16 protein-coding genes and 2 pseudogenes are annotated in these 21569 nt (G+C 71.0%); 4 read left to right on the top strand and 14 right to left on the bottom strand.

Going from position 1 to position 21569, the window contains the following annotated elements:
• Positions 1–30 precede the first annotated feature (30 nt).
• From glmS to ACLLJJ_RS11990, 3 genes and pseudogenes are all read right to left on the bottom strand, one after another.
• Positions 31–1848, bottom strand: a complete 1818-nt coding sequence (glmS, locus tag ACLLJJ_RS12000) for a glutamine--fructose-6-phosphate transaminase (isomerizing) (RefSeq protein ID WP_434589822.1) — start codon at positions 1846–1848, stop codon at positions 31–33.
• 54 nt (positions 1849–1902) lie between these two features.
• The gene (locus ACLLJJ_RS11995) at positions 1903–2187 is read right to left on the bottom strand and encodes a hypothetical protein (protein ID WP_434589820.1); all 285 of its coding nucleotides are present in this window, start codon (positions 2185–2187) and stop codon (positions 1903–1905) included.
• 75 nt (positions 2188–2262) lie between these two features.
• Positions 2263–3146: pseudogene (locus tag ACLLJJ_RS11990) on the bottom strand (DUF4429 domain-containing protein).
• 178 nt (positions 3147–3324) lie between these two features.
• Here ACLLJJ_RS11990 and ACLLJJ_RS11985 point away from each other — a divergent pair.
• Entirely contained in the window at positions 3325–4902 is a 1578-nt protein-coding gene (locus tag ACLLJJ_RS11985; RefSeq protein WP_434589817.1) for a beta-N-acetylhexosaminidase, read from the top strand.
• Between the two features lie 59 nt (positions 4903–4961).
• Here ACLLJJ_RS11985 and ACLLJJ_RS11980 read toward each other — a convergent pair whose 3' ends face one another.
• From ACLLJJ_RS11980 to ACLLJJ_RS11950, 7 genes and pseudogenes are all read right to left on the bottom strand, one after another.
• Entirely contained in the window at positions 4962–5519 is a 558-nt protein-coding gene (locus ACLLJJ_RS11980) for a GNAT family N-acetyltransferase (protein WP_434589814.1), read from the bottom strand.
• Positions 5516–7273, bottom strand: coding sequence for an IucA/IucC family protein (locus tag ACLLJJ_RS11975; RefSeq protein ID WP_434589812.1), 1758 nt, complete (start codon positions 7271–7273; stop codon positions 5516–5518). The genes ACLLJJ_RS11980 and ACLLJJ_RS11975 overlap by 4 nt, the downstream gene beginning before the upstream one ends.
• A gap of 47 nt (positions 7274–7320) precedes the next feature.
• Positions 7321–8763, bottom strand: a complete 1443-nt coding sequence (locus ACLLJJ_RS11970) for a lysine N(6)-hydroxylase/L-ornithine N(5)-oxygenase family protein (RefSeq protein ID WP_434589810.1) — start codon at positions 8761–8763, stop codon at positions 7321–7323.
• Entirely contained in the window at positions 8760–10319 is a 1560-nt protein-coding gene (locus ACLLJJ_RS11965) for a pyridoxal phosphate-dependent decarboxylase family protein (RefSeq protein WP_434589807.1), read from the bottom strand. Before ACLLJJ_RS11965 ends, ACLLJJ_RS11970 begins: the two co-directional genes overlap by 4 nt.
• A pseudogene (locus tag ACLLJJ_RS11960) lies at positions 10303–10478 on the bottom strand (pyridoxal-dependent decarboxylase); the annotation flags it as partial. The pseudogene ACLLJJ_RS11960 and the gene ACLLJJ_RS11965, both read right to left, overlap by 17 nt.
• A gap of 20 nt (positions 10479–10498) precedes the next feature.
• Complete coding sequence (locus ACLLJJ_RS11955; protein ID WP_434589804.1) at positions 10499–11353, bottom strand: siderophore-interacting protein; 855 nt, start codon at positions 11351–11353, stop codon at positions 10499–10501.
• 43 nt (positions 11354–11396) lie between these two features.
• Entirely contained in the window at positions 11397–12440 is a 1044-nt protein-coding gene (locus ACLLJJ_RS11950; protein WP_434589801.1) for an ABC transporter substrate-binding protein, read from the bottom strand.
• Between the two features lie 573 nt (positions 12441–13013).
• Here ACLLJJ_RS11950 and ACLLJJ_RS11945 point away from each other — a divergent pair.
• Genes ACLLJJ_RS11945 through ACLLJJ_RS11935 form a run of 3 tightly spaced genes read left to right on the top strand, consistent with a single transcriptional unit; the run spans position 13014 to position 15473 of the window.
• The gene (locus ACLLJJ_RS11945) at positions 13014–13847 is read left to right on the top strand and encodes a transporter substrate-binding domain-containing protein (RefSeq protein WP_434589798.1); all 834 of its coding nucleotides are present in this window, start codon (positions 13014–13016) and stop codon (positions 13845–13847) included.
• A 38-nt stretch (positions 13848–13885) separates the two neighbouring features.
• On the top strand, positions 13886–14674 hold the full coding sequence (locus ACLLJJ_RS11940) for an amino acid ABC transporter permease (protein WP_434600384.1): 789 nt from the start codon (positions 13886–13888) through the stop codon (positions 14672–14674).
• A 7-nt stretch (positions 14675–14681) separates the two neighbouring features.
• Complete coding sequence (locus ACLLJJ_RS11935; RefSeq protein ID WP_434589795.1) at positions 14682–15473, top strand: amino acid ABC transporter ATP-binding protein; 792 nt, start codon at positions 14682–14684, stop codon at positions 15471–15473.
• Positions 15474–15639: 166 nt separating this feature from the next.
• On the opposite strand, the gene ACLLJJ_RS11930 is transcribed toward ACLLJJ_RS11935, so the two are convergent.
• From ACLLJJ_RS11930 to ACLLJJ_RS11915, 4 genes are read right to left on the bottom strand one after another with little or no spacing between them, the layout of a single operon-like run.
• Positions 15640–16800, bottom strand: coding sequence for an acyl-CoA dehydrogenase family protein (locus ACLLJJ_RS11930; RefSeq protein ID WP_434589793.1), 1161 nt, complete (start codon positions 16798–16800; stop codon positions 15640–15642).
• A 6-nt stretch (positions 16801–16806) separates the two neighbouring features.
• On the bottom strand, positions 16807–17736 hold the full coding sequence (locus tag ACLLJJ_RS11925; protein ID WP_434589791.1) for a hydroxymethylglutaryl-CoA lyase: 930 nt from the start codon (positions 17734–17736) through the stop codon (positions 16807–16809).
• The gene (locus ACLLJJ_RS11920; protein ID WP_434600383.1) at positions 17733–19766 is read right to left on the bottom strand and encodes an acetyl/propionyl/methylcrotonyl-CoA carboxylase subunit alpha; all 2034 of its coding nucleotides are present in this window, start codon (positions 19764–19766) and stop codon (positions 17733–17735) included. The genes ACLLJJ_RS11925 and ACLLJJ_RS11920 overlap by 4 nt, the downstream gene beginning before the upstream one ends.
• 13 nt (positions 19767–19779) lie before the next feature.
• Complete coding sequence (locus ACLLJJ_RS11915; protein WP_434589788.1) at positions 19780–21396, bottom strand: carboxyl transferase domain-containing protein; 1617 nt, start codon at positions 21394–21396, stop codon at positions 19780–19782.
• Positions 21397–21569: the final 173 nt, after the last annotated feature.

Below are 21569 nucleotides of genomic sequence, written 5' to 3'. Positions count from 1 at the left end.
TTGTGCGCGGTGGGGGTAACCGCCCTGTGACTATTCGACCGTTACGGACTTGGCGAGGTTGCGGGGCTTGTCGATGTCCCGGCCCATGGCCAAAGCCGTGTGGTACGCGAACAGCTGGAGCGGGATGCCCAGCAGGATCGGGTCCAGCTCGGTCTCGTTCTTGGGCACCACAATGGTGTGGTCGGCCTTCTCCTGCTCGCGGTGCGCGACCGCCAGGATCCGGCCGCTGCGCGCCTTGATCTCCTCCAGCGCCGCCCGGTTCTTCTCCAGCAGATCGTCGTCGGGGACGATCGCGACCGTCGGCAGCGCGGGCTCGATCAGCGCGAGCGGACCGTGCTTGAGCTCCGAGGCCGGGTACGCCTCGGCGTGGATGTAGGAGATCTCCTTCAGCTTGAGGGAGGCCTCCAGCGCCACCGGATAGCCGCGGACCCGGCCGATGAACATCATCGACTGGGCGCCCGCGTACTCCTCGGCGAGCTTCTTGATCTCGGCCTCGCCCTCCAGGATCTCGGAGATCTGACCGGGCAGCCTGCGCAGGCCCGCGATGAGCCGCTTGCCGTCCGCGACGGACAGGTCGCGGATGCGGCCCAGGTGCAGGGCGAGAAGTGCGAAGGCGACCACCGTGTTGGTGAAGCACTTGGTGGAGACGACGCAGACCTCGGGGCCCGCGTGCACGTACATGCCGCCGTCGGCCTCCCGGGCGATGGCGGAACCGACCACGTTGACCACGCCGAGGACGCGGGCGCCCTTGCGCTTGAGCTCCTGCACGGCGGCCAGCACGTCGTACGTCTCACCGGACTGGGAGACCGCGACATAGAGGGTGTCGGGGTCCACGACCGGGTTGCGGTAACGGAATTCGGAGGCGGGCTCGGCGTCGGCGGGGATGCGCGCCAGCTCCTCGATCAGCTGGGCGCCGATCATGCCCGCGTGGTACGAGGTGCCGCAGCCGAGGATCTTCACCCGGCGGATGCCGCGCGCCTCGCGGGCGTCGAGGTTCAGCCCGCCCAGGTGCACGGTGGAGAAGCGGTCGTCGATGCGGCCGCGCAGCACGCGGTCCACGGCCTCGGCCTGCTCGGAGATCTCCTTGTGCATGTACGTGTCGTGGCCGCCCATGTCGTACGACTCGGCCTCCCACTCCACGGTGGTCGGCGTGGCCGTCGTGCGCGAGCCCTCGGTCGTGTACGTGCGGAAGTCGTCGGCCTTGAGGGTCGCCATTTCGCCATCCTCAAGGGTGACGATCTGGCGGGTGTGGGAAACGAGCGCCGCGATGTCGGAGGCGACAAACATTTCCTTCTCGCCAATTCCGAGAACGACCGGCGAACCGTTGCGCGCGACGACGATGCGGTCGGAGAAGTCGGCGTGCATGACGGCGAGACCGTACGTGCCCTCGACGTGCCGCAGCGCTTCGCGGACCTTCTCCTCCAGCGTCTCGGCCTCGGAGCGCGCGACGAGGTGGACGAGGACCTCGGTGTCGGTCTCGGAGAGGAACGTGATGCCGTCGGCGCTCAGCCTGGCCCGCAGCTCGGTGGCGTTGTCGATGATGCCGTTGTGTACGACGGCGACCTTGCCCTCGGTGTCCAGGTGCGGGTGCGCGTTCTCGTCGCTCGGGACGCCGTGGGTGGCCCAGCGGGTGTGCGCGATGCCGGTGGTGCCGGCGAAGCGCTTGGGGACGCGGGCCTCCAGGTCGCGGACGCGGCCCTTGGCCTTGACCATCCGCAGGCCGGCGGCCTTGGGGCTGGTGATCACGATGCCCGCGGAGTCGTAACCCCGGTACTCCAGCCGCTGCAGGCCTTCGAGCAGCAGGGGAGCGACGTCACGCTTGCCGATGTAACCGACGATTCCGCACATAAAGTATTGCCTCCGAGGGTTGCCTGTGGGTGCCCGGCCGTGACGTGGCCGTGCTCAGCCGTAGACGAGGCGGCGCAGTTGACGGAGCGAGAGCTCCGGTGGCGCCACCGCGCGATGCGGCAGCTCGGCCGCGATCCGCTCGAAGATGTCCGTGTTCACCAGGCCGCCGGACTGCAGTTCACGGTGGCGGCGGCGGACGAATTCCTCGGTCGTCTCGTCGAAGTACGCCAGTACGTCCAGCACCACCCGGGCGGCCTCACCGCGCGGGAGCGCGGTGCTGCGTACCAGGTGATCGATGAGGTCGTCGTGCGACGAGCTGGACGGTCGGCGTTCGAGCACCCGTCGATACTGCTGTTTCGGCGAGGCTTTAGCAAGAATCCTGCCCGCAATCGGGCAGGATTGTGCCGTACTGGCTCAGAGGCGCTTCAGAACGGCCTGTTTCGCCGTGCTGAACTCATCGTCCGTGAGAAGCCCGGCCTGATACAGCTCCCCGAGCTGACGCAGCCTGCGCAGCAGCGCGTCATGGTCCTCGCCGGCGGCCTGTGGCGCGGGGTCGGCCTTCGTCAGGGCCGGCGGCGCCGCCTCGGGGATTTCGGCCGGCGGGTGCGGCTTGCGCACCAGCACCGCGGCGGCGACCAGCACCGCCGAGTACTCCTTCTTGGACAGCCCCCACAGATCCAGTGCGTACGGGTCGTACTTGGCCGGGGCGGTGGCCACGCCCTTGTGCGGGACGAAGATCAGATGGCCGTTCTCCAGACCGATGGCCGGAATCCAGCGCACCGCGGACACCTCCGACAGGGGGAGGGTGGTCGCCCCCGCCGCGGTCTTGGAGTCCTCGGCCTTCCAGTTCCAGGTGAGGCGGACACGGTCGCCGTCGATGGAGGCTGTGCCGTCCCCGCCACCGCCCGGCACCGGCACCGAGGGGCCGGGCAGCAGGAAGTGGTCGACCGGGTCGGCGGGCACCTGCTCGATCAGCAGCGCGTTGCGCACCTCGTCGACGAAGTACTCGGCCACACCCGTGCGGTCCTGCTCCACGGCGAGGCGGTAGGGGTCGGCGCTGTCCGGGAGCCGGCCGTCGGCCGCCAGCAGCAGCGGGCACGCGCCCTCGCGCAGCCGCAGCCTCGCCCGCCGCCCTTGCGGCCCGGTTCGAAGGCTATGCCCGCCAAGGCCGCGAGCGGGACGGCGAGTTCGCCCAGGGACTGGCGTACGGGATGCACCCGGCTGCCGCGGCCCGGCACGATCCGCACCGTGTCCCCGTCGAAGGACCATGTCCCGTCTTTCTGGATGATTTCCGCCATGGCGGGGATTCTCGCACCCGAGACCGGGGATCCTCCCTCCTGAGGGCGAGAAGTGGTCTACACCCTTGACCCGAAGTGGGGCGCACGGTACCCATGGTGACCGTTCGCCTGCATCGCGCCACAGTTGCGCAGCCCCTTGAAGGGACCGCTTGTGAGACACCGCAGATCGATTCCCCGCATGCTCGCTCCGCTGCTGCTCGTTGTCGCGGCCGGGGCCACGAGCATCGCGGCCGGCCCCGCCACCGCCCAACCAGCGGCGAAGCCCAGACCGTTGGGCCAAGTGGTCCCCGCGCCCGCCTCCGTTTCCGAGGGCGGGCCTTCGTATGCCCTCTCGGACAAGACCCGGATCCGGGTCGACGACGACTCGAACGAGGCGCACCGGATCGGCGCGTATCTGGCGGACGTCCTGCGTCCGTCCACCGGATACGCGCTGCCGGTCACCAACCGGGACGCCAAGGACGGCATCCGCCTCCGGCTCAGCTCCGACCGCTCGTTGGGCGCCGAGGGCTACCGGCTGCAGTCCGGGCGGTACGGGGTCACCATCACCGCGGCCAGGGCCGCCGGTCTCTTCCACGGCGTCCAGACGCTCCGTCAGCTGCTGCCCGCGGCGGTCGAGAAGGACACCAGGCAGCAGGGGCCCTGGAAGGTGGTCGGCGGCACCATCGAGGACGTACCGCGCTACGGCTACCGGGGTGCGATGCTCGACGTCTCGCGGCACTTCTTCACGGTGGATCAGGTCAAGCGCTATATCGACCAGATGGCCCTCTACAAGATCAATAAGTTGCATCTGCATCTGTCCGACGACCAGGGCTGGCGGATCGCCATCGAATCCTGGCCACGGCTCGCGACGTACGGCGGCTCGACCCAGGTGGGTGGCGGCCCCGGCGGCTACTACTCGAAGGCCGACTACAAGGAGATCGTGCGGCACGCGTCCTCGCGCTATCTGGAGGTCGTCCCCGAGATCGACCTGCCGGGCCACACCAACGCCGCACTGGCCTCGTACGCCGAGCTGAACTGCGACGGGATCGCGCCGCCGCTCTACACGGGCACGGAAGTGGGCTTCAGCTCGCTGTGTGTGCCCAAGGCCGTCACGTACAGGTTCCTGGACGACGTGGTGCGGGAGCTCGCCGCGCTGACCCCGGGCAAGTACCTCCACATCGGTGGCGACGAGGCGCACTCCACCAGCCATGAGGACTATGTGACCTTCATGGACAGGGCGCAGGCCATCGTCGGCAAGTACGGCAAGAAGGTCATGGGCTGGCACCAGCTGGCCGGCGCCAGGCCGGTCGAGGGCGCCGTCGCCCAGTACTGGGGCTACGACGCGACCTCGGCGGCGGAGAAGGCGAAGGTCGTCGACGCGGCGAAGGAGGGCACCAAGCTGGTGCTCTCGCCGGCCGACCGCGCCTACCTCGACATGAAGTACAACAAGGACACGCCGCTGGGCCTGAGTTGGGCGGGACTTGTCGAGGTGCAGCGGTCCTACGATTGGAACCCGCAGACGTATCTCCCCGGTGTGCCGGACGGATCCGTCCTCGGGGTCGAGGCGCCGCTGTGGTCGGAGACCCTTTCGACCAACGACCACATCGAGTTCATGGCGTTCCCGCGGCTGCCCGGCATCGCCGAGCTCGGCTGGTCGCCCACGGCGACGCACGACTGGGACGCGTACAAGGTGCGGCTGGGGGCGCAGGGTCCCCGGCTGGCCGCCCTCGGCATCGACTTCTACCGGTCGTCGCAGGTGCCCTGGGCCGCGCGGTGAGGTGAGCGGTGGCGGGTCGGGGACGCCCGGCGGGGCTGTTCCCCGGCCCGCCCCGCCCGTCACACGGTGCGCTCGCGGACCATCAGCGCGGCCCGCTTGTCGGCCAGGTCGATCTCCCGCACCTTGCGGAACCCCGCCCGCTCGAAGACACGCACCGAACGCACATTGCGCACGTCGGGCTCGGCGACCACCCGCCGCGCGTCCGGCAGGCTCGTCAGCTGCCAGCCGGAGACCGCCCGCAGCAGGTCGGCGCCGAGCCCACGGCCCCGGACGTCGGAGGGGCCGAGCAGCAGATGCACCCCCGCGTCGTGCGGGACCGCGTCGTAGCGGCCGCTCAGCAGTGGGTCGAGATCCGCGCGGTACAGCTCCCAGTAGCTCATCGGTGTGCCGTCGAGGCATCCGATGTACGGCGTGGAGTAGCTGCTGGCGAGCTGCCCGCGCAGATACTCCCCGATCTTCTCCGCCGGCTCGGCCGTCTCCCAGAAGCGGGCGACCTGCGGGTCGTTCATCCAGGCGTGCACCGTCGCCAGGTCGGCGTCCGGGTCGACGGCCCGCAGGGTGAACATCCCGTCCTCCAGGTCGGCCAGGGTCACCGGGAGGTCCTGAGTAGTGGTCACTGATGTACCTCCGCGAGGGGGTTGACGATGTCGACGTAGACCGACTGGGCCTCCAGCGGGCCCGTCAGCTCATCCATGCCCCGCACCCGCGTCAGCAGATTCGCCTTGCAACTCAGGGTGGGCGAGGTGCGCAGGACGCCGGCGAGCCGGAGCCGGTCGCCGTGCTCCGCGGCGAGCTTGCCGAGCGCCGCGTCGGCGCGCCGCAGCAGGGCCCACTCGTCGGCGAGACCCTCGGACCCCAGGGCGCCGACCAGGCCGAGCAGGTTGTTGATGCCGATGTAGTAGACGAGCCGCTCGTCGATGACCTCGTCGGCGACGTACGTCCCCAGGTCGCGGCCCACGCCGGGGACCCAGGGGTAGAGCGCGGCGGAGCGGGTGGGGGAGAAGTAGTAGCCCTGGTTGTCGCGGTAACGGCCGCCCGCCGGCATGCCCTCGTCGTCGAGCACGACCAGGGTGTTCTGGTGGTGCGCCTCCAGGCCCAGGCCGTACGTCGCGTACAGCCACAGCGCCGGGGTGACGACCGCCTCCAGGTAGCGCCCGAACCACTCCTCGGCCACCTCGGCGACCGGGCGCCCGGTGCGTCCCGCGACCGTGTGCACGAGGTCCGCGAGCCGGGAGCGGCCCGTCGGCAGGTCGGGGCGCACGGACACAAGTCCCGCCACGCAGACGGCGTTTGTGCTGTCGGCGCCGCCGGGGAACGGATTGTCGCGTACGACGACGTCCAGGCCGGTGGCCGAGCCGTCGGCGGCGTCCACCCCGATCCACGCGGGATCGCGCACGATCTCGAAGCCCGGGTGCGCGGCGCGCAGCGCCTCGCCGAGGCCCGCGGTGAGCAGCCGGTCGATCGCGGTGCCGCGCTCCAGCTCGATCCGCAGGTTCTCACGGCGGGAGTTGGTGATGTGCAGGCCGAGGGAGAACTTCAGCATGACCGGTGCGTCGGCACGGTACACGGTCCGCACCGAGGAGGTCGGCGACCAGTGGGGGCCCGCCGGGCCGAGGTCGTGCAGCAGCCCCGCGGCGAGCAGCGCCCGCACCCCGGGGCGGCTGACGACGTCCTTGGCCTGCCAGGGGTGGGCGGGCACCAGGACGGTGCCCGCCGGCGCGGTCAGGTCACCGGCGAGCTCGGCCATCAGGTCCTGCGCGCTGCGGCCGAGAGCCGAGTCGGCGCTGAGGACGGAGGGGTCGGCGGCGAACCAGTGCAGCGGGAAGGCGCCACGCAACTCGGGTGAGTAGGCGCGTAGTTCGGCGTCGGTGACGCCCTCGCGGCTCTTGGGCGTCGGGTGCAGCGGGTGGCCGCAGATCAGCGCCTGTTCGCCGGCCAGGAAGGGTGTGGTGCCCTCGGGGTCCTGCGGGGCGTCGGTGCGGGCCCGGACGAAGTCGGCGACGCGGCGCGTGGAGTCGCTGACACGGCCGGTCAGGTCGGCGACGGCGGCGGGGTCGGCGGCCGTCGTCTCGACGGCGATGAGCGCGGCGAGCGCGGGGGCTGCGAGCGGAGTGCCGACTCCGGCGACACGGGCCTGGCCGAAACGGTGCCAGCCGACGGCCGACCAGTACACGACCGGGACTTCGACGGCGGTGCCGGTCGCGGGCAGCTCCAGCTTCAGGACGCCGTCCACCGGCCGCGGCACGCCGGTCTCGCGCACCCAGCAGCGCAGCAGGCTCTCGGCGGCGGCTCCATCGGCGATGGAGTCCGCGGCCGGCCGGCCCGGGGGCAGCGGAACAGTCGGATGCCGGTGGTTCGGCGGCGGGCTCATGACGGATCCCTTTCTGATGGAAAGCCGGGAGTTGATGCTGACAAGGCCTACCTGGTGTGCAGGCCCTCGTTCCGGGACCCGCCGCCCGCCGGTGACGCCCTGCCCGCCGCGGGGCGGGACGTCGGCGCGGCGGGCGGGGCCGCGGCGCCGCCGAGGCCGAAGGTGGTGAAGGCGGTACGCGAAGGAAGCGCGTAGGCGCCGCCCCCGGTCAGGGCGTTGAGGACGACGGCCGAGCGCCAGGCGGCCAGGCCCAGGTCCGGGGCGCCGACCCCGTGGGTGTGCCGCTCCGCATTCTGCACGAACACCGACCCGCCCACCTTGTCGTCGAGCACGAGCCGGTGGTCCGCGTCGATCTCGGGCCGCCCCGCCTCATCGCGCGACAGGTGCGGCAGCAGCGGCTCGATCACCCCTTCCATCGGACGCTCGGCGTAACCGGTGGCCAGCACCACCGCGTCCGTCATCAGCCGCGCCCGGGTCTCCTGCTGGGCGTGGGTCACGCTCAGCTCGATCCGGCCGTCCGCGGCGCGCCGCGCGGAGCGCACGGCCACCCCGGGGGTGAGCGCGGCGTCGGGCCACCGGCTGCCCAGCGTGCGCCGGTACAGCTCGTCGTGGATCTCGCCGAGCGTGTCGCCACTGACCCCCTTGTACAGCTGCCACTGCTGCGGCAGCAGCCGGTCGCGCACCGGCTCCGACAGGCCGTGGAAGTAGCGCGTGTAATCGGGCGTGAACTGCTCCAGGCCCAGCTTGCTGTACTCCATCGGCGCGAACGCCGGGGTCCGCGTCAGCCAGGTCAGCCCCTCGCCGCCCTCGGGCCGGTGGCGCAGCAGATCGAGGAACACCTCGGCGCCCGACTGCCCGGACCCGATCACCGTGACATGGTCGGCGGCCAGCAACCGCGCGCGCCGGTCCAGGTATTCGGCGGAGTGCCAGACCGGGGCGGCCGGGTCGTGGGTGAGGGCCCGCAGCGGATCGGGGATCTTCGGCGCCGTACCGACACCGAGCACCAGGTTGCGCGCGAAGCGGCGGCCGACGCCCTCGGCGCCGCCGTCCGCGTCGAGAAGGGTGAAGTCCACCTCGAACGCCTCGCGTCCGGCGTCCCAGCGGACCGTGTCCACCTGGTGGCCGAAGCGGCAGGACGGCAGCTGCTCACTGGCCCAGCGGCAGTACGCGTCGTACTCCGCGCGGTCCATGTGGAAGCGCTCGGCGAAGTAGAAGGGGAAGAGCCGCTCCCGGATCCGGATGTAGTTCAGGAACGACCACGGGCTGGTCGGGTCCACCAGGCTCACCAGGTCGGCGAGGAAGGGGACTTGAAGTGTGGCGCCCTCGATGAGCAGCCCCGCGTGCCAGTGGAAGGCGGGGCGCTGTTCCAGGAACGCGGTGCTCAGCTCCGGTACGCCGTCGGCGAGCGCGGCCAGCGAGAGGTTGAAGGGCCCGATGCCCACACCGAGCAGGTCGAGGATCTTTTCGTCGTCGGCGGTGGGGGCGTTCATCCGGTGGCTCCAGGGAGGTGGGGGGAAGGGGCGCGGTTCGCCGCGCAGTCGGCGACCAGCTTGAGCAGCCCGGTGAGATCCGCGGGATGGAACACCGGGTGCAGCAGCGTGGCCTTCAGCCACAACTTCCGCTGCCCGTCCCCGTCGACGGCCACCGCGCGACCGAGGACCGCCCGTCCCTCTTCGAGCAGTCGGCGCCGGACGGCCGCGACGAGCCCGTCGCCCGCGGCGGTCGGCAGCCGGTCGGCGGCGACCGGGCGGAACAGCACGGTGCTGATGCCCAGTGCGCCGGGGCGCAACCGCAGCTCGGGCTGCGCGGTGACCGCCGAGGCGAACCCCTGCGCGGTGTCGACGCAGTGCTCGACCAGCGCGCCCAGGCCCTCGCGGCCCAGGGCCCGCAGGGTCACCGCGATCTTCAGGGCGTCGGGGCGCCGCGAGGTGCGGATGGAGCGGCCGAGGAGGTCGGGCAGCCCCGCCTCGGTGTCGTCGTCGGCGTTCAAGTAGTCGGCCTGGAAAGTGAGATGGTCCAGGGTGCGGGTGTCGTTGACGACGAGCAGCCCGGCCGCGACCGGCTGCCAGCCCAGCTTGTGCAGGTCGAAGGTGACGGAGACCGCCGACTCGATGCCCACCAGGCGCGGCGCGAGCCGGTCGCTGAACAGCAGCGGTCCGCCGTACGCGGCGTCCACGTGCAACTCGGCGCCGTGCGCGGCGGCGACCCTCGCGATCTCGGGCAGCGGGTCGATCAGGCCCTCGTCGGTGGTGCCCGCGGTGGCCACCACCAGCATCGGGGCCCCCGCGAACTCCGTCAGCACCAGGTCCAGCGCCTCGGGCACGATGCGCCCGCCCCGGCACTCGACGGTGGCTGGGGTCGGCAACCCCAGCGTCCAGGCGGCCCGTTGGACGCTGTGGTGCGCGTTGGTCCCGCAGACCACCTGCACCGTGCGCTCTCCGGCGTCCCGCGCCCGCTCCCTGGCCAGCAGCAGCGCCACCAGGTTGGACTCGGTGCCGCCGCTGGTGATCAGCGCGTCCGGTCGCGGCAGCCCGGGGTAGACGAGAGCGGCGAGCGCGCCGGTGACCTCGTCCTCGACGACCCCGGCGGCGGGCGCCTGGTCCCAGGAGTCCATGGACGGGTTGAGCGCGGACGCGGCCAGGTCGGCGGCGGCGGCGACCGCCAGCGGCGGGCAGTGCAGATGGGCCACGCAGTACGGGTCGGCGGGATCGGCGGCGCCCTTGGTCACCGCCTTGACGAGGGTACGGAGCGCCTCCTCGGCGCCGGTTCCCCGCATGGGCAGTGCGGGTGAGCAGACGGCCCGTACCTCGGCGGCCACGGTGTCGGGCCCACCGGCCGGCAGTGGCCCGCCCCGCTCCGCGGCGCCCTCGGCGAGCGCGTCGATCACGATGCCCGTCAACTCGCGTAGTACGTCGGGGCCTTGGGTGCCACCCGCGACGGCGGACGGCCCGAAGCCGGGCTTCGACTCCGTGAACGCGTCATCATTCTCGCCGTGTTGGCCGTGGCGGCCGGGTCCGTCGAGTGGCGCGTCAGCAGGTGTGGTCAAGAGAGTCTCCCGGGTACTGCTCGGCATGGCCGGCGATCAGGTCCAAGGCGGCCACGAGGTCCGTGGACGTCGGCTCGCAATCGGGCAGGGCGAACTTCACACGCTGAACTTCACATACTGACGCCCACCGGCCTTCGCCCCGGCCACCGCGGCCCCCCCGACGTGAACAGGCCTCCTGCTCAGGCTTCCTCGGCCCGTTCTCTCAACTGCTCCTCGCTGAGCCCCCGCCGCCAGTACCCGACGAACGTGACGCGCTTGCGGTCGAATGCGCGCTCCCGCACGAGATAACGGCGCAGCGCTCGCACCGAGGAGGCCTCCCCCGCGATCCAGGCGTACGGCGTCCCTGCGGGCAGTCCGGCCGCGGGCACCGCGCCGATGGCCTCCAGCGCGGAGGGCGCGGCCTCGTCCCATACCAGCCAGGTGATGTCCGCGTCGGCGTCGGTCGCCAGCTCCAGCCGGTCCTCGGTGTGCTGGACCTCGATCCAGACCTTGGCCTTCGCGCCGGCCGGCAGCCACTTCAGGGCCGCGGCGGCGGCGGGCAGCGCGGTCTCGTCGGCCCGGATCAGGACCCAGTCGGTGTCCCGGGGCGGACGGAAACGTACGCCGGTGTTGTCCTCGACGGCGGGGCCGAGCACCATGACCCGGTCACCGGGCTCGGTGTCGGTGGCCCACCGGCAGGCCGGGCCGCCGTCCTCGTGCAGCGCGAAGTCGATGTCGACCTCGGCCGTTCCCACCGCCGTACGACGCTGCTGGCGCGCCGTGTACGAGCGCATGACGGCCCGTACGCCTTCGGGCAGCGCCCGGTAGCTCGCGAACCAGTTCTCGTCGTCGAAGGACGGCAGCACCGGCTCGTCCTGGCCGGGGTGCGGCAAGAAGAGCGAGAGGCTCTGATCCCGGTCCCCGGATGCGAAGTCCTCCAGCTCGTCGCCCCCGAAGACCACCCTGACCAGTGAGGGGCTCGGCCGCCGCGTCCGCAGGACCGTCAGGCCGAAGAGGCGGAAGGGGGCGGTCGTTCCGGCGGCTGTCGCCGTCATGCGGGGCCTCCTGGCCGGGGGGTCGGCGGGTCGGTGCGCGGGGTCAGCCGGTCTTCTTGGCCGTTTCGACGGCCTTGGCGAGGTCCTCAAGGATCACGGCGCACTTGTCGTACGAGAAAATCGGCTCCGTGGTGCGCGGAATGACCTGGCCGGCCTTGACGGCGGGCAGCCCCGCCCAGGTCGGCTTGTCCTTGAGCGCGGCGGGCTGCAGGGCCGAGGTGCGGTTGTCCATCATGATGATGTCGGCCTTGTACTTGCCGAGGTTCTCCCAGCTGAGTCCCTCGAAGAAGCCGGCCGAGTCCACCTTCGGCTTGACGAACTTCACGCCCAGCTCCTCGAAGTAGAGCGTGTCGGCGGAGGTCTTCGCGAGGGAGACGTAGAAGAGGTCCTGGCTGGCCGAGCCGACCATCACAGTGATCTCGGGCCGGGACTTGGCGGCCTGCCGCAGCCGCGCGGCGGCCTTCTCGAAGCGGAGCTTGGAGTCGGTGACCTTCTTGGCCTTCAGGTCCGCGCCGAGGGACTCGGCGAGGTCCGCGTGGCGCTGGATCGCCTTGGGCATGTTCGTCTGCGAGACCCACAGGGCGACGCTCGGAGCGACCGCGTAGATCTTCTTCGTGGACTGCTCGGGGACGTACCAGAGGACGTTCTTCTCCCACATGGCGCTGACCAGCAGATCGGGGTTGAGCGCGGCGTACTTCTCGACGTTGAACTCGCCGAAGGTGTTGCCGATGATCTCGACCTTGGAGATGTCGAGGTCGCCGGCCTGCACATCGGCCTTGCCGTCCTTGGCCCGGGTGGGGCCGAACACGCCCTTGACCTCGACGCCGTAGTCGTGGAGGGCGGCGGCGGTGCCGGTGAAGGCGACGATGCTCTTCGGGGTGTTCTTGGCCTTGACCGTCTTGCCGCGGTCGTCCTCGAAGGACCAGGGGCCGGTCTTCTTGGCGCTCGTGCCCGCGCTCTCGCTCTCGCTCTTCGCCGAGGTCTCTCCGCAGGCGGTCAGCGCGGCGCCGATACCGAGGGCGCCGCCCGCAGCGATGAGGCCGCGACGGGAGAGGTGGGGGAGGTGGGAAGCTCGGGCTCGGGGCATGGCGCTGTCTGCTTTCGTAGGTGCGGCGAGGTCCACCACGGGGGCAAGTCCGAAGATAGGTTAGCCTAACCTCACGCGCCTCTGTGGTGCTGCCGCCCTCGCCGGGCAGCGCCACTTCGCACCCCTGCACCGTTGCCGGCAAGGAACGGGCGGGACTTCCCGCGCCCTCGGGCCCGGCCGCTTCGCGAGGGGCGATGGGGCGCCGGCCGTCGTGCGAGCCCGGAGCCGGTCCATCGGCTCGGAGGACCGACCGAACGCGCCCCCGCGACCGACGCCGCCGCGCCAGGCCCCCCGCCGGCCCCATTCCCAGGACCGGTGGAGAACCGCGCTGTCGGACCCGTCCCCACCCGTGGCGCGCTGCGGCGGGCCCCCGTTCGTACGGCTTCTGCCGATACGCGGTGGTGTCGTCGGCGCCGTGAGCCCGGCATGCGCAAACCCTGGTCATCGGCGAGTGTTTCAGGGACAGAAACAAGTGGTGGACTTTCTTCTGCCGCTCCGACAGGGTGTGGACACTTGATCGCGAATCAATGGTGATCCGCGGGTCCGACCGACCCTCCTGTGCAAGGGGAATTCATGAGCCCGTCCCGCCGTCCGCCCTTCCGTCGCACCGCGACGGTCTGTGTCGCCGCCTCGCTGGCCCTGTCGCTCGGTGCGTGCGGCAGCAGCGACGACGGCGCCACGGTAAAGGGTGCGAAACTGGTCAAGGCAGGCCAGATCACCACCTGTACCCACCTCCCGTACGCGCCCTTCCAGTCGGAGAAGGACGGCAAGGTCGTCGGCTTCGATGTCTCCATGATCGATCTGGTCGCCAAGGATCTCGGCGTCAAGCAGGAAATCGTCGACAAGTCCTTCGAGACGATCAAGACCGGCGCCGACCTCAACGCCAACGTCTGTGACGTCGCCGCGGCCGGCATGACGATCACCGATGAGCGCAAGCAGAACCTCGCCTTCTCCACGCCCTACTTCGAGGCCACCCAGGCCCTGTTGGCCCGTAAGGGCATCAAGGCGTCGACCGTCGAGGACATCACCGAGCAGAAGCTGAAGCTCGGTTCGCAGTCCTCCACCACCGGTGAGGACTTCGCGCACAAGCACGGCGCCGACCCGCAGTCCTTCGAGAGCTCCGACGCCGAGCTCAACGGGCTGCGCACCGGGCAGGTCGATGTCATCGTGCAGGACTACCCGGTCGTGCAGAACTGGCTGAAGGACCCCGCCACCGCCGCGAAGTACGAGATCGTCGGCAATCTCGACACCGGAGAGCAGTACGGCTTCGCGGTCCGCAAGGAGGGCAACGCCAAGCTCGTCGAACTGATCGACAAGGCCATCAAGAAGGCCAAGGCGGACGGCACGTACAAGAAGCTGTACGAGCAGTGGATCGGCCCGATGCCGAAGGGTGTCGACGGCCAGTGACCACCCTGACGCCCGAGAAGCCGGCGGTGCGCAAGCGGATGTCACCGCGCCGCCGCCGCCGGATCTCGCGCGGCGTGCAGTACGCGGTCTTCGCGGTCATCGTGGTGGTCGTGGGCGCGCTGGCCGACTGGACCGTGCTCCAGGAGCAGTTCCTGGACCCGTCCGTCGCCAAGGAGCTCTTCCCCGACATCATCACGGTCGCCCTGCTGAACACCGTGGTGTACACGCTGACCGGCTTCGGCGTGGGTCTCGTCCTGGGGCTCGTCGTCGCGTTGATGCGGCTCTCGTCCGTGGCGCCTTACCGCTGGATCGCCATGGCGTACATCGAGTTCTTCCGCGGCCTGCCAGCCCTGCTGATCTTCATCTTCGTCGGCGTGGGCGTCCCGCTCGCCTTCCCCGGCGTCTCTTTCCCCGGCGGCGCCTACGGGCAGGTCGCCGTCGCCCTCGGCCTGGTCGCCGCCGCCTACATGGCCGAGACGATCAGGGCCGGCATCCAGGCCGTCCCGCGCGGACAGCTGGAGGCGGCCCGCACCCTGGGCATGTCGCACGCCACCGCGATGCGTTCGATCGTGATCCCGCAGGCGTTCCGCGTCATCGTGCCGCCGCTCACCAACGAACTGGTCCTGCTCTTCAAGGACTCCTCGCTGGTGCTCTTTCTCGGGGTCACGCTCCAGCAGCGCGAACTCACCAAGTTCGGCCGGGACCTGGCCAGTACGACGGCGAACACCACCCCCATCTTCGTGGCGGGCCTGTGCTACCTGTTGATCACCATCCCGCTCGGCTATCTCGTACGGCGCCTAGAGGCCCGTCATGCAAAGGCGAGGTGATCGCGTCATGACCGAGGCGATCGAGATCCAGGGCCTGCACAAGTCGTTCGGCGACCTCGAAGTGCTGCGCGGCATCGACTTCACCGTGCGCAGCGGCGAGGTGGTCTGTGTCATCGGCCCCTCGGGGTCCGGCAAGTCGACGCTGCTGCGCTGCGTGAACCTGCTGGAGGAGCCCACCGCCGGCACGGTGACCGTCGGCGGCGTCGACCTCACCGACCCGGACGTCGACCTCGACGCGGTACGCCGCCGGATCGGCATGGTCTTCCAGCAGTTCAATCTCTTCCCGCACCTGAACGTCCTGCAGAACCTCACCATCGCCCAGCGCAGGGTGCTCGGACGCGACAAGGAGGAAGCGGGCCGCGTCGCGCGGGAGAACCTCGCCAAGGTCGGTCTCGCGGACCGCGAGGAGAGCTTCCCCGCGCAGCTCTCGGGTGGCCAGCAGCAGCGCGTCGCCATCGCGCGGGCGCTGTCGATGGGCCCCGAGCTGATGCTCTTCGACGAGCCGACCAGCGCACTCGACCCCGAGCTGGTGGGGGACGTACTGGGTGTCATGCGCAAGCTCGCCGACGAGGGCATGACGATGCTGGTGGTCACGCACGAGATGGGCTTCGCGCGTGATGTCGCGGACCGGGTGGTCTTCATGGACGAGGGCAGCGTCGTCGAGGAGGGCACACCGGAGGAGGTGCTGGGCCGGCCGAAGCACCTGCGCACCCAGGCCTTCCTGGCGCGGGTGCTCCACCCGGATGCGACCGCGGTGAGCGATGTGACCGCGGCGCCCGACGCGGCCGCGGGGGCCTGACACACCCCGGTGGGCGCGCCGTGCCCGACGCGGGTCCGGGGGCCCGGCGGGTCCGGGGGCCCGGCGGCGCCGGTGTGCCCGAGGGCCGGCCGGGGCCCGGCGGCGCCAACTGCCCCTGCTGCGGCCGGGACAGGGCCCAGGAGCCCTGTCCCGTACGACCGGGACGTCAGCCCGTCATGCCCAACTCGCGGGCGATCAGCATCCGCTGGACCTCGCTGGTGCCCTCGCCGATCTCCAGGATCTTGGAGTCCCGCCACATCCGGGCCACCGGGTACTCGTTCATGAAACCGTACCCGCCGTGGATCTGGGTGGCCTCACGCGCGTTGTCGACGGCGATCGTGGACGAGTAGAGCTTCGCGATGGCCGCCTCCTTCTTGAAGGGCTCACCGGCGACCAGGCGCGACGCCGCGTCGCGCCAGCCGATGCGGGCCATGTGGGCGCGCATCTCCATGTCGGCGATCTTGAACTGGATGGCCTGGTTCGAGCCGATGGGCCGGCCGAAGGTGTGGCGCTCCTTGGCGTACGACACCGACTCGTCCACGCAGCCCTGGGCGAGGCCCGTCGCGAGTGCCGAGATGGCGACTCGGCCCTCGTCGAGGATGCGCAGGAACTGGGCGTAACCGCGGCCCTCTTCACCGAGGAGGTTCGCGGCGGGGACCCGTACGTCGGAGAAGGACAGCTCGCGGGTGTCCGACGCGTTCCACCCGACCTTCGAGTACGGCGCGGCGACCGTGAACCCCGGGGTGCCGGACGGGACGATGATCGCCGAGATGAGCGGCTTGCCGTCGGGCTTGCGGCCGGTGACCGCGGTGACGGTGACCAGGCCGGTGATGTCGGTGCCCGAGTTGGTGATGAAGCACTTGGAGCCGTTGATCACCCACTCGTCGCCCTCGCGCACCGCGGTCGTCCTGGTGCCTCCCGCGTCCGAGCCACAGTCCGGCTCGGTCAGTCCGAAGGCGCCGAGCATCTCGCCGGAACACATCCGGGGGAGCCACTCGCGCTTCTGCTCCTCCGTGCCGAAGCGGAACACCGGCATCGCGCCGAGCGAGACGCCCGCTTCGAGAGTGATCGCCACCGACGAGTCGACGCGGGCCAGCTCTTCGAGAGCGATGCCCAGGGCGAGATAGTCGCCGCCCATGCCGCCGTACTCCTCGGGGAAGGGCAGCCCGAACAGGCCCATCCGGCCCATCTCCTGGACGATCTCGTACGGGAATTCATGGCGTTCGTAGAGGTCGCCGATCTTGGGGGCGACGACATCGTGCGCGAACGCCTCCACGGTGCGGCGGAGTTCCTCGTGTTCGGCGGAGAGCCGGTGGTCGAGCGGCATTGCTGCTTACTCCTTGTGGGAGAGGGCGCGGACAGTACGGGAGGGGCTGGGGCGGCCCAGCCGTTCGGCCATCCACACGCTGGTGGCGGTGAGCAGGCCGAGATCGACCCCGGTTTCGACACCGAGGCCCTGGAGCATCCATACGAGGTCTTCGGTGGCGAGATTCCCGGTGGCGCTCTTCGCGTACGGGCAGCCGCCCAGGCCGCCCGCCGACGCGTCCACGGTGGTGACGCCGTGCTGGAGGGCGGCGAGGGTGTTGGAGAGGGCCTGCCCGTACGTGTCGTGGAAGTGGACGCCGACGGCGGTGGTGGGCACGCCCGCCTCGTCGAGGGCGGTGAGCAGGGCCCGGACATGGCCGGGGGTGGCCACCCCGATGGTGTCGCCCAGGCTCAGCTCGTCGCAGCCGAGGTCCATGAGGGCCTTGGCGACCCTGACCACCTGGGGGACCGGGACCGGGCCCTCCCACGGGTCGCCGAAGCACATGGAGAGGTAGCCGCGGACCTGGACCCTGTCCGCGCGGGCCCGCGCGACGACCGGCTCGAACATGGTGAGTGACTCGTCCACGGTCCGGTTGAGGTTGCGGCTCGCGAAGGTCTCGGTCGCGCTGGCGAACACGGCGATGCGGCGCGCGCCCAGGGCGAGGGCGCGGTCCAGACCGCGTTCGTTCGGGACGAGCACGGGGAGCTCGACGTCGAGGTCCGCCAGCATCGGGAACAGCTGCTCGGCGTCGGCCAGTTGGGGCACCCACTTGGGGTGCACGAAGCTGGTCGCCTCGACGGTGGTGAGCCCGGCGGTTGCGAGCCGGTGGATGAACTCGGCCTTCACCTCGGTGGGCACGACCGTCTTCTCGTTCTGCAGCCCGTCGCGCGGGCCCACCTCGTGAATACGGACCCGGGGCGGCAGCCCGTCCACCGGGACGACCATGGGCAGCGTCATTTCTCCTCCTCGGCCGAAATGGTGGCGGTGGCGGTGGCGGGGGCGGGTGCTTCGGGCGACCCGGGTGCGGGGGCCGCCGGTTCTACCGGTTCTGCCGGGGCGACCACCGCCAGGACCTGGTCCATGGCGACCGTGGAGCCGGGCCGCACATCGAGCTCGGTGACCGTGCCGGCGTGCGGGGCCGAGATGACGTGCTCCATCTTCATCGCCTCGACGACGAGCAGGCTCTGCCCGGCCTCGACCTTGTCCCCGACGGCCACCTTGACCACCGTGACGGTGCCCGGCATCGGCGCGGCCAGCGTGTCCGCCCCGCCTCGGGCGGCGCCGCTGAGCGTGGCCTCCACCGGGTCGTGGTCCAGGACGTTCCAGCTGTCCCCGTCCCGGCCCAGCCAACTGCCCGCACGCCGGAAGGTGTGCACGACGCCGTCCACCGTGACGGACACCCGGCGCTCGGACACCTGGGCGTTGCTGCCGACCGCCGTCCGGTGCTCTACGGGGTCGAGTCCGGACACGCGCAGCCAGTGCCGGACGGGCGCCGGGGTGCCGCCGAGGCGCCAGCCGCTCGGTGCGTCGAAGGGGTCGGCCCAGCCGCCGCCGTCCTCCCGGGCGGGACGCCGGAGGCCGAAGTCCCGTACGGCCGAGGCCGCTTCGTACACCTCGGGCGGTACGCCGTCCGGGATCAGGCTGTCCACGTCGCGCTCGACCAGTCCCGTGTCCAGGTCGCCCGTGACGACGTCGGGGTGGGCCAGCAGGCGGCGCAGGAAGCCCGCGTTGGTCGGCACGCCGAGGGTGACGGTGTCCGCCAGCGCCGCCCGCAGCTTGCGCAGCGCGGTCGCGCGGTCGGGACCGTACGCGATGACCTTCGACAGCATCGGGTCGTAGAGGCTGCCGATCTCGGTGCCCTCGGCGAGGCCCGAGTCCGTCCGTACGCCGTCGCCCTGCGGCTCGTGCAGGGAAAGCACCGTGCCGCCGGAGGGGAGGAAGCCCCGGGACGGGTCCTCCGCGCAGATACGGGCCTCGATGGCGTGGCCGGTGAGCGTGATGTCCTTCTGCGTGAAGGGCAGTTCCTCGCCGGCCGCGACGCGCAGCTGCCACTCGACGAGGTCGATGCCGGTGATCAGCTCCGTCACCGGGTGCTCGACCTGGAGGCGGGTGTTCATCTCCATGAAGAAGTACGAGGACGGGTCGGTGCCCGGCACGATGAACTCCACGGTGCCCGCGCCCCGGTAGCCGCAGCTGCGCGCGGCCTGGACCGCCGCCTCTCCCATCGACGCGCGGGTGGCCTCGTCGAGGAAGACCGAGGGGGCCTCCTCCACCACTTTCTGGTGCCTGCGCTGCAGCGAGCACTCGCGCTCGCCGAGGTGGATCACATTGCCGTGGCCGTCGGCGAGCACCTGGATCTCGATGTGCCGGGGGCGGTCGATCCACCGCTCCACCAGTAGCGTGTCGTCGCCGAAGGACGCCTGTGCCTCTCGTCTCGCCGCCGCGATCTCGTCGGCCAGCGCGGACTCGACGCGGGTCAGACGCATGCCCTTGCCGCCGCCGCCCGCCGAGGGCTTCAGCAGGACGGGCATGCCGATCTCGCGTGCGGCGGCGGCCAGTTGGTCGTCGGTGAGGCCGCTGCCCGAGGACCCGGGCACCACCGGCACACCTGCGGCGCGCACGGTCTCCTTGGCGCGGATCTTGTCGCCCATGAGGGAGATGGCGGAGGGCGGCGGGCCGATGAAGGCGAGCCCGGCGTCCGCGCAGGCCTGTGCGAAGGCGGCGTTCTCGGCGAGGAAGCCGTAGCCCGGGTGGACGGCCTGGGCGCCGCTGCGGGCAGCAGCGGCCAGCAGCCGGTCCGCCGACAGATAGCTCTCGGACGCGGCCGCGGGACCGATCCGTACCGCTGTGTCCGCCTCCCGGACATGCCGGGCGTCCGCGTCCGCGTCGCTGAAGACGGCCACCGAACGCACACCGAGCTCGCGCAGCGTACGGATGACGCGGACCGCGATCTCGCCACGATTGGCGACCAGCACTGTGTCGAACATGGTCATCGGTCACTCACATCCGGAAGATGCCGAAAGCGGACTCGCTCAGCGGTGCGTTGGCGCACGCCGTCAGGGCCAGACCCAGCACCTGCCGGGTCTCCAGCGGGTCGATCACCCCGTCGTCCCACAGCCGCGCCGTCGCGTAATAAGCGTTCCCCTGGGTCTCGTACTGCTCGCGGACCGGGTCCTTGAAGGCCTCCTCGGCCGCCGCCGGCCATTCCTCGCCGCGCCCCTCGATCTGGTCGCGCTTGACGGTGGCCAGCACGGACGCGGCCTGCTCGCCGCCCATCACCGAGATCTTGGCGTTGGGCCACATCCACAGGAAGCGCGGTGAGTAGGCCCGGCCGCACATCGAGTAGTTCCCCGCGCCGTACGAACCGCCGACGACGACGGTCAGCTTCGGCACCCGGGTGCACGCCACCGCCGTCACCATCTTGGCGCCGTGCTTGGCGATGCCACCCGCCTCGTAGTCCCTGCCGACCATGAAGCCGGAGATGTTCTGCAGGAAGACGAGGGGGATGCCGCGCTGGTCGCACAGCTCGATGAAGTGCGCGCCCTTCTGGGCGGATTCGGAGAACAGGATGCCGTTGTTCCCGATGATGCCGACCGGATGGCCGTGGATACGCGCGAATCCGGTGACCAGGGTCTGGCCGTACTCCGCCTTGAACTCCTGGAACCGCGAGCCGTCCACCGTCCGCGCGATGACCTCCCGCACGTCGTACGGGGTGCGGGAGTCCACCGGCACCGCTCCGTACAGCCCGGCCGGGTCGACCTTGGGCTCCTCGACGGGCTCGACCGACCACGGCAGCGGACCGCGCTCCGGCAGCGTCGCGACGATGTTGCGCACGATGCGCAGGGCGTGCGCGTCGTCCTCCGCGAGGTGGTCGGTGACGCCGGAGGTCCGGGAGTGCACCTCGCCGCCGCCCAGCTCCTCCGCGGTGACGACCTCGCCGGTCGCCGCCTTCACCAGCGGGGGGCCGCCGAGGAAGATCGTGCCCTGGTTCCGCACGATCACGGCCTCGTCGCTCATCGCGGGGACGTACGCCCCCCCGGCCGTGCAGGACCCGAGCACGGCGGCGATCTGCGGGATGCCGGCGCCCGACATCCGGGCCTGGTTGTAGAAGATCCGCCCGAAGTGCTCACGGTCGGGGAAGACTTCGTCCTGCATGGGCAGGAAGGCGCCGCCGGAGTCCACCAGGTAGAGACACGGCAGCCGGTTCTCCAACGCCACTTCCTGGGCGCGCAGATGCTTCTTGACCGTCATCGGGTAGTACGTACCGCCCTTGACGGTGGCGTCGTTGGCCACGATGACGCACTCGCGTCCACTGACCCGCCCGATCCCGGCGATCACACCGGCGGCCGGGGCCGCGCCGCCGTACATCCCCTCGGCGGCCAGCGGGGCCAGCTCCAGGAAGGGCGATCCGGGGTCGAGCAGCGTGTCCACCCGGTCGCGGGGCAGCAGCTTGCCGCGGGCGGTGTGCCGGGCGCGTGCCTTCTCACCGCCGCCGAGCCAGGCCGCGGACAGCCGCCCACGCAGCTCGTCCACCAGCTTCCGATGGGCCGCCTCGTTGGCCTGCCATGCCTCGGTCGCCGGATCGGCGGTGCTGGAAAGCACCGGTGCCTGCCGCATCTCGTCGAGCCCCCTTGCCCGGTCGATGTGATGTTAGTGAGCGTTAACGCCCCTTCAGGTTAACGAGCGCTAACCACTCTGTCCAGGGTGAATTCTCGCGCGGATTCGACTGCGGGCCTCGCGACGACGGTGGGCGGCCGGCCTCAGGGCGCTGGGCACCCAGTGTTTCCCAG

Origin of the sequence: Streptomyces sp. A5-4 (assembly GCF_051131715.1) — a bacterium.
Lineage (GTDB): Bacteria > Actinomycetota > Actinomycetes > Streptomycetales > Streptomycetaceae > Streptomyces.
Note: the sequence above shows the minus strand (reverse complement) of the source record. Positions and strands in the feature narration are given on the sequence as shown.

Excerpts from the sequence above, each read along its gene's own strand:
- ACLLJJ_RS11955 (WP_434589804.1), bottom strand. The coding sequence starts at position 11,353 with ATGACGGCGACAGCCGCCGGAACGACCGCCCCCTTCCGCCTCTTCGGC.
- ACLLJJ_RS11915 (WP_434589788.1), bottom strand. The coding sequence starts at position 21,396 with ATGCGGCAGGCACCGGTGCTTTCCAGCACCGCCGATCCGGCGACCGAG.
- ACLLJJ_RS11985 (WP_434589817.1), top strand. The coding sequence starts at position 3,325 with ATGCTCGCTCCGCTGCTGCTCGTTGTCGCGGCCGGGGCCACGAGCATC.
- ACLLJJ_RS11975 (WP_434589812.1), bottom strand. The coding sequence starts at position 7,273 with ATGAGCCCGCCGCCGAACCACCGGCATCCGACTGTTCCGCTGCCCCCG.
- ACLLJJ_RS11945 (WP_434589798.1), top strand. The coding sequence starts at position 13,014 with ATGAGCCCGTCCCGCCGTCCGCCCTTCCGTCGCACCGCGACGGTCTGT.
- ACLLJJ_RS11940 (WP_434600384.1), top strand. The coding sequence starts at position 13,886 with ATGTCACCGCGCCGCCGCCGCCGGATCTCGCGCGGCGTGCAGTACGCG.
- ACLLJJ_RS11925 (WP_434589791.1), bottom strand. The coding sequence starts at position 17,736 with ATGACGCTGCCCATGGTCGTCCCGGTGGACGGGCTGCCGCCCCGGGTC.
- ACLLJJ_RS11930 (WP_434589793.1), bottom strand. The coding sequence starts at position 16,800 with ATGCCGCTCGACCACCGGCTCTCCGCCGAACACGAGGAACTCCGCCGC.
- ACLLJJ_RS11970 (WP_434589810.1), bottom strand. The coding sequence starts at position 8,763 with ATGAACGCCCCCACCGCCGACGACGAAAAGATCCTCGACCTGCTCGGT.
- ACLLJJ_RS11950 (WP_434589801.1), bottom strand. The coding sequence starts at position 12,440 with ATGCCCCGAGCCCGAGCTTCCCACCTCCCCCACCTCTCCCGTCGCGGC.
- ACLLJJ_RS11935 (WP_434589795.1), top strand. The coding sequence starts at position 14,682 with ATGACCGAGGCGATCGAGATCCAGGGCCTGCACAAGTCGTTCGGCGAC.
- ACLLJJ_RS11920 (WP_434600383.1), bottom strand. The coding sequence starts at position 19,766 with ATGTTCGACACAGTGCTGGTCGCCAATCGTGGCGAGATCGCGGTCCGC.
- glmS (WP_434589822.1), bottom strand. The coding sequence starts at position 1,848 with ATGTGCGGAATCGTCGGTTACATCGGCAAGCGTGACGTCGCTCCCCTG.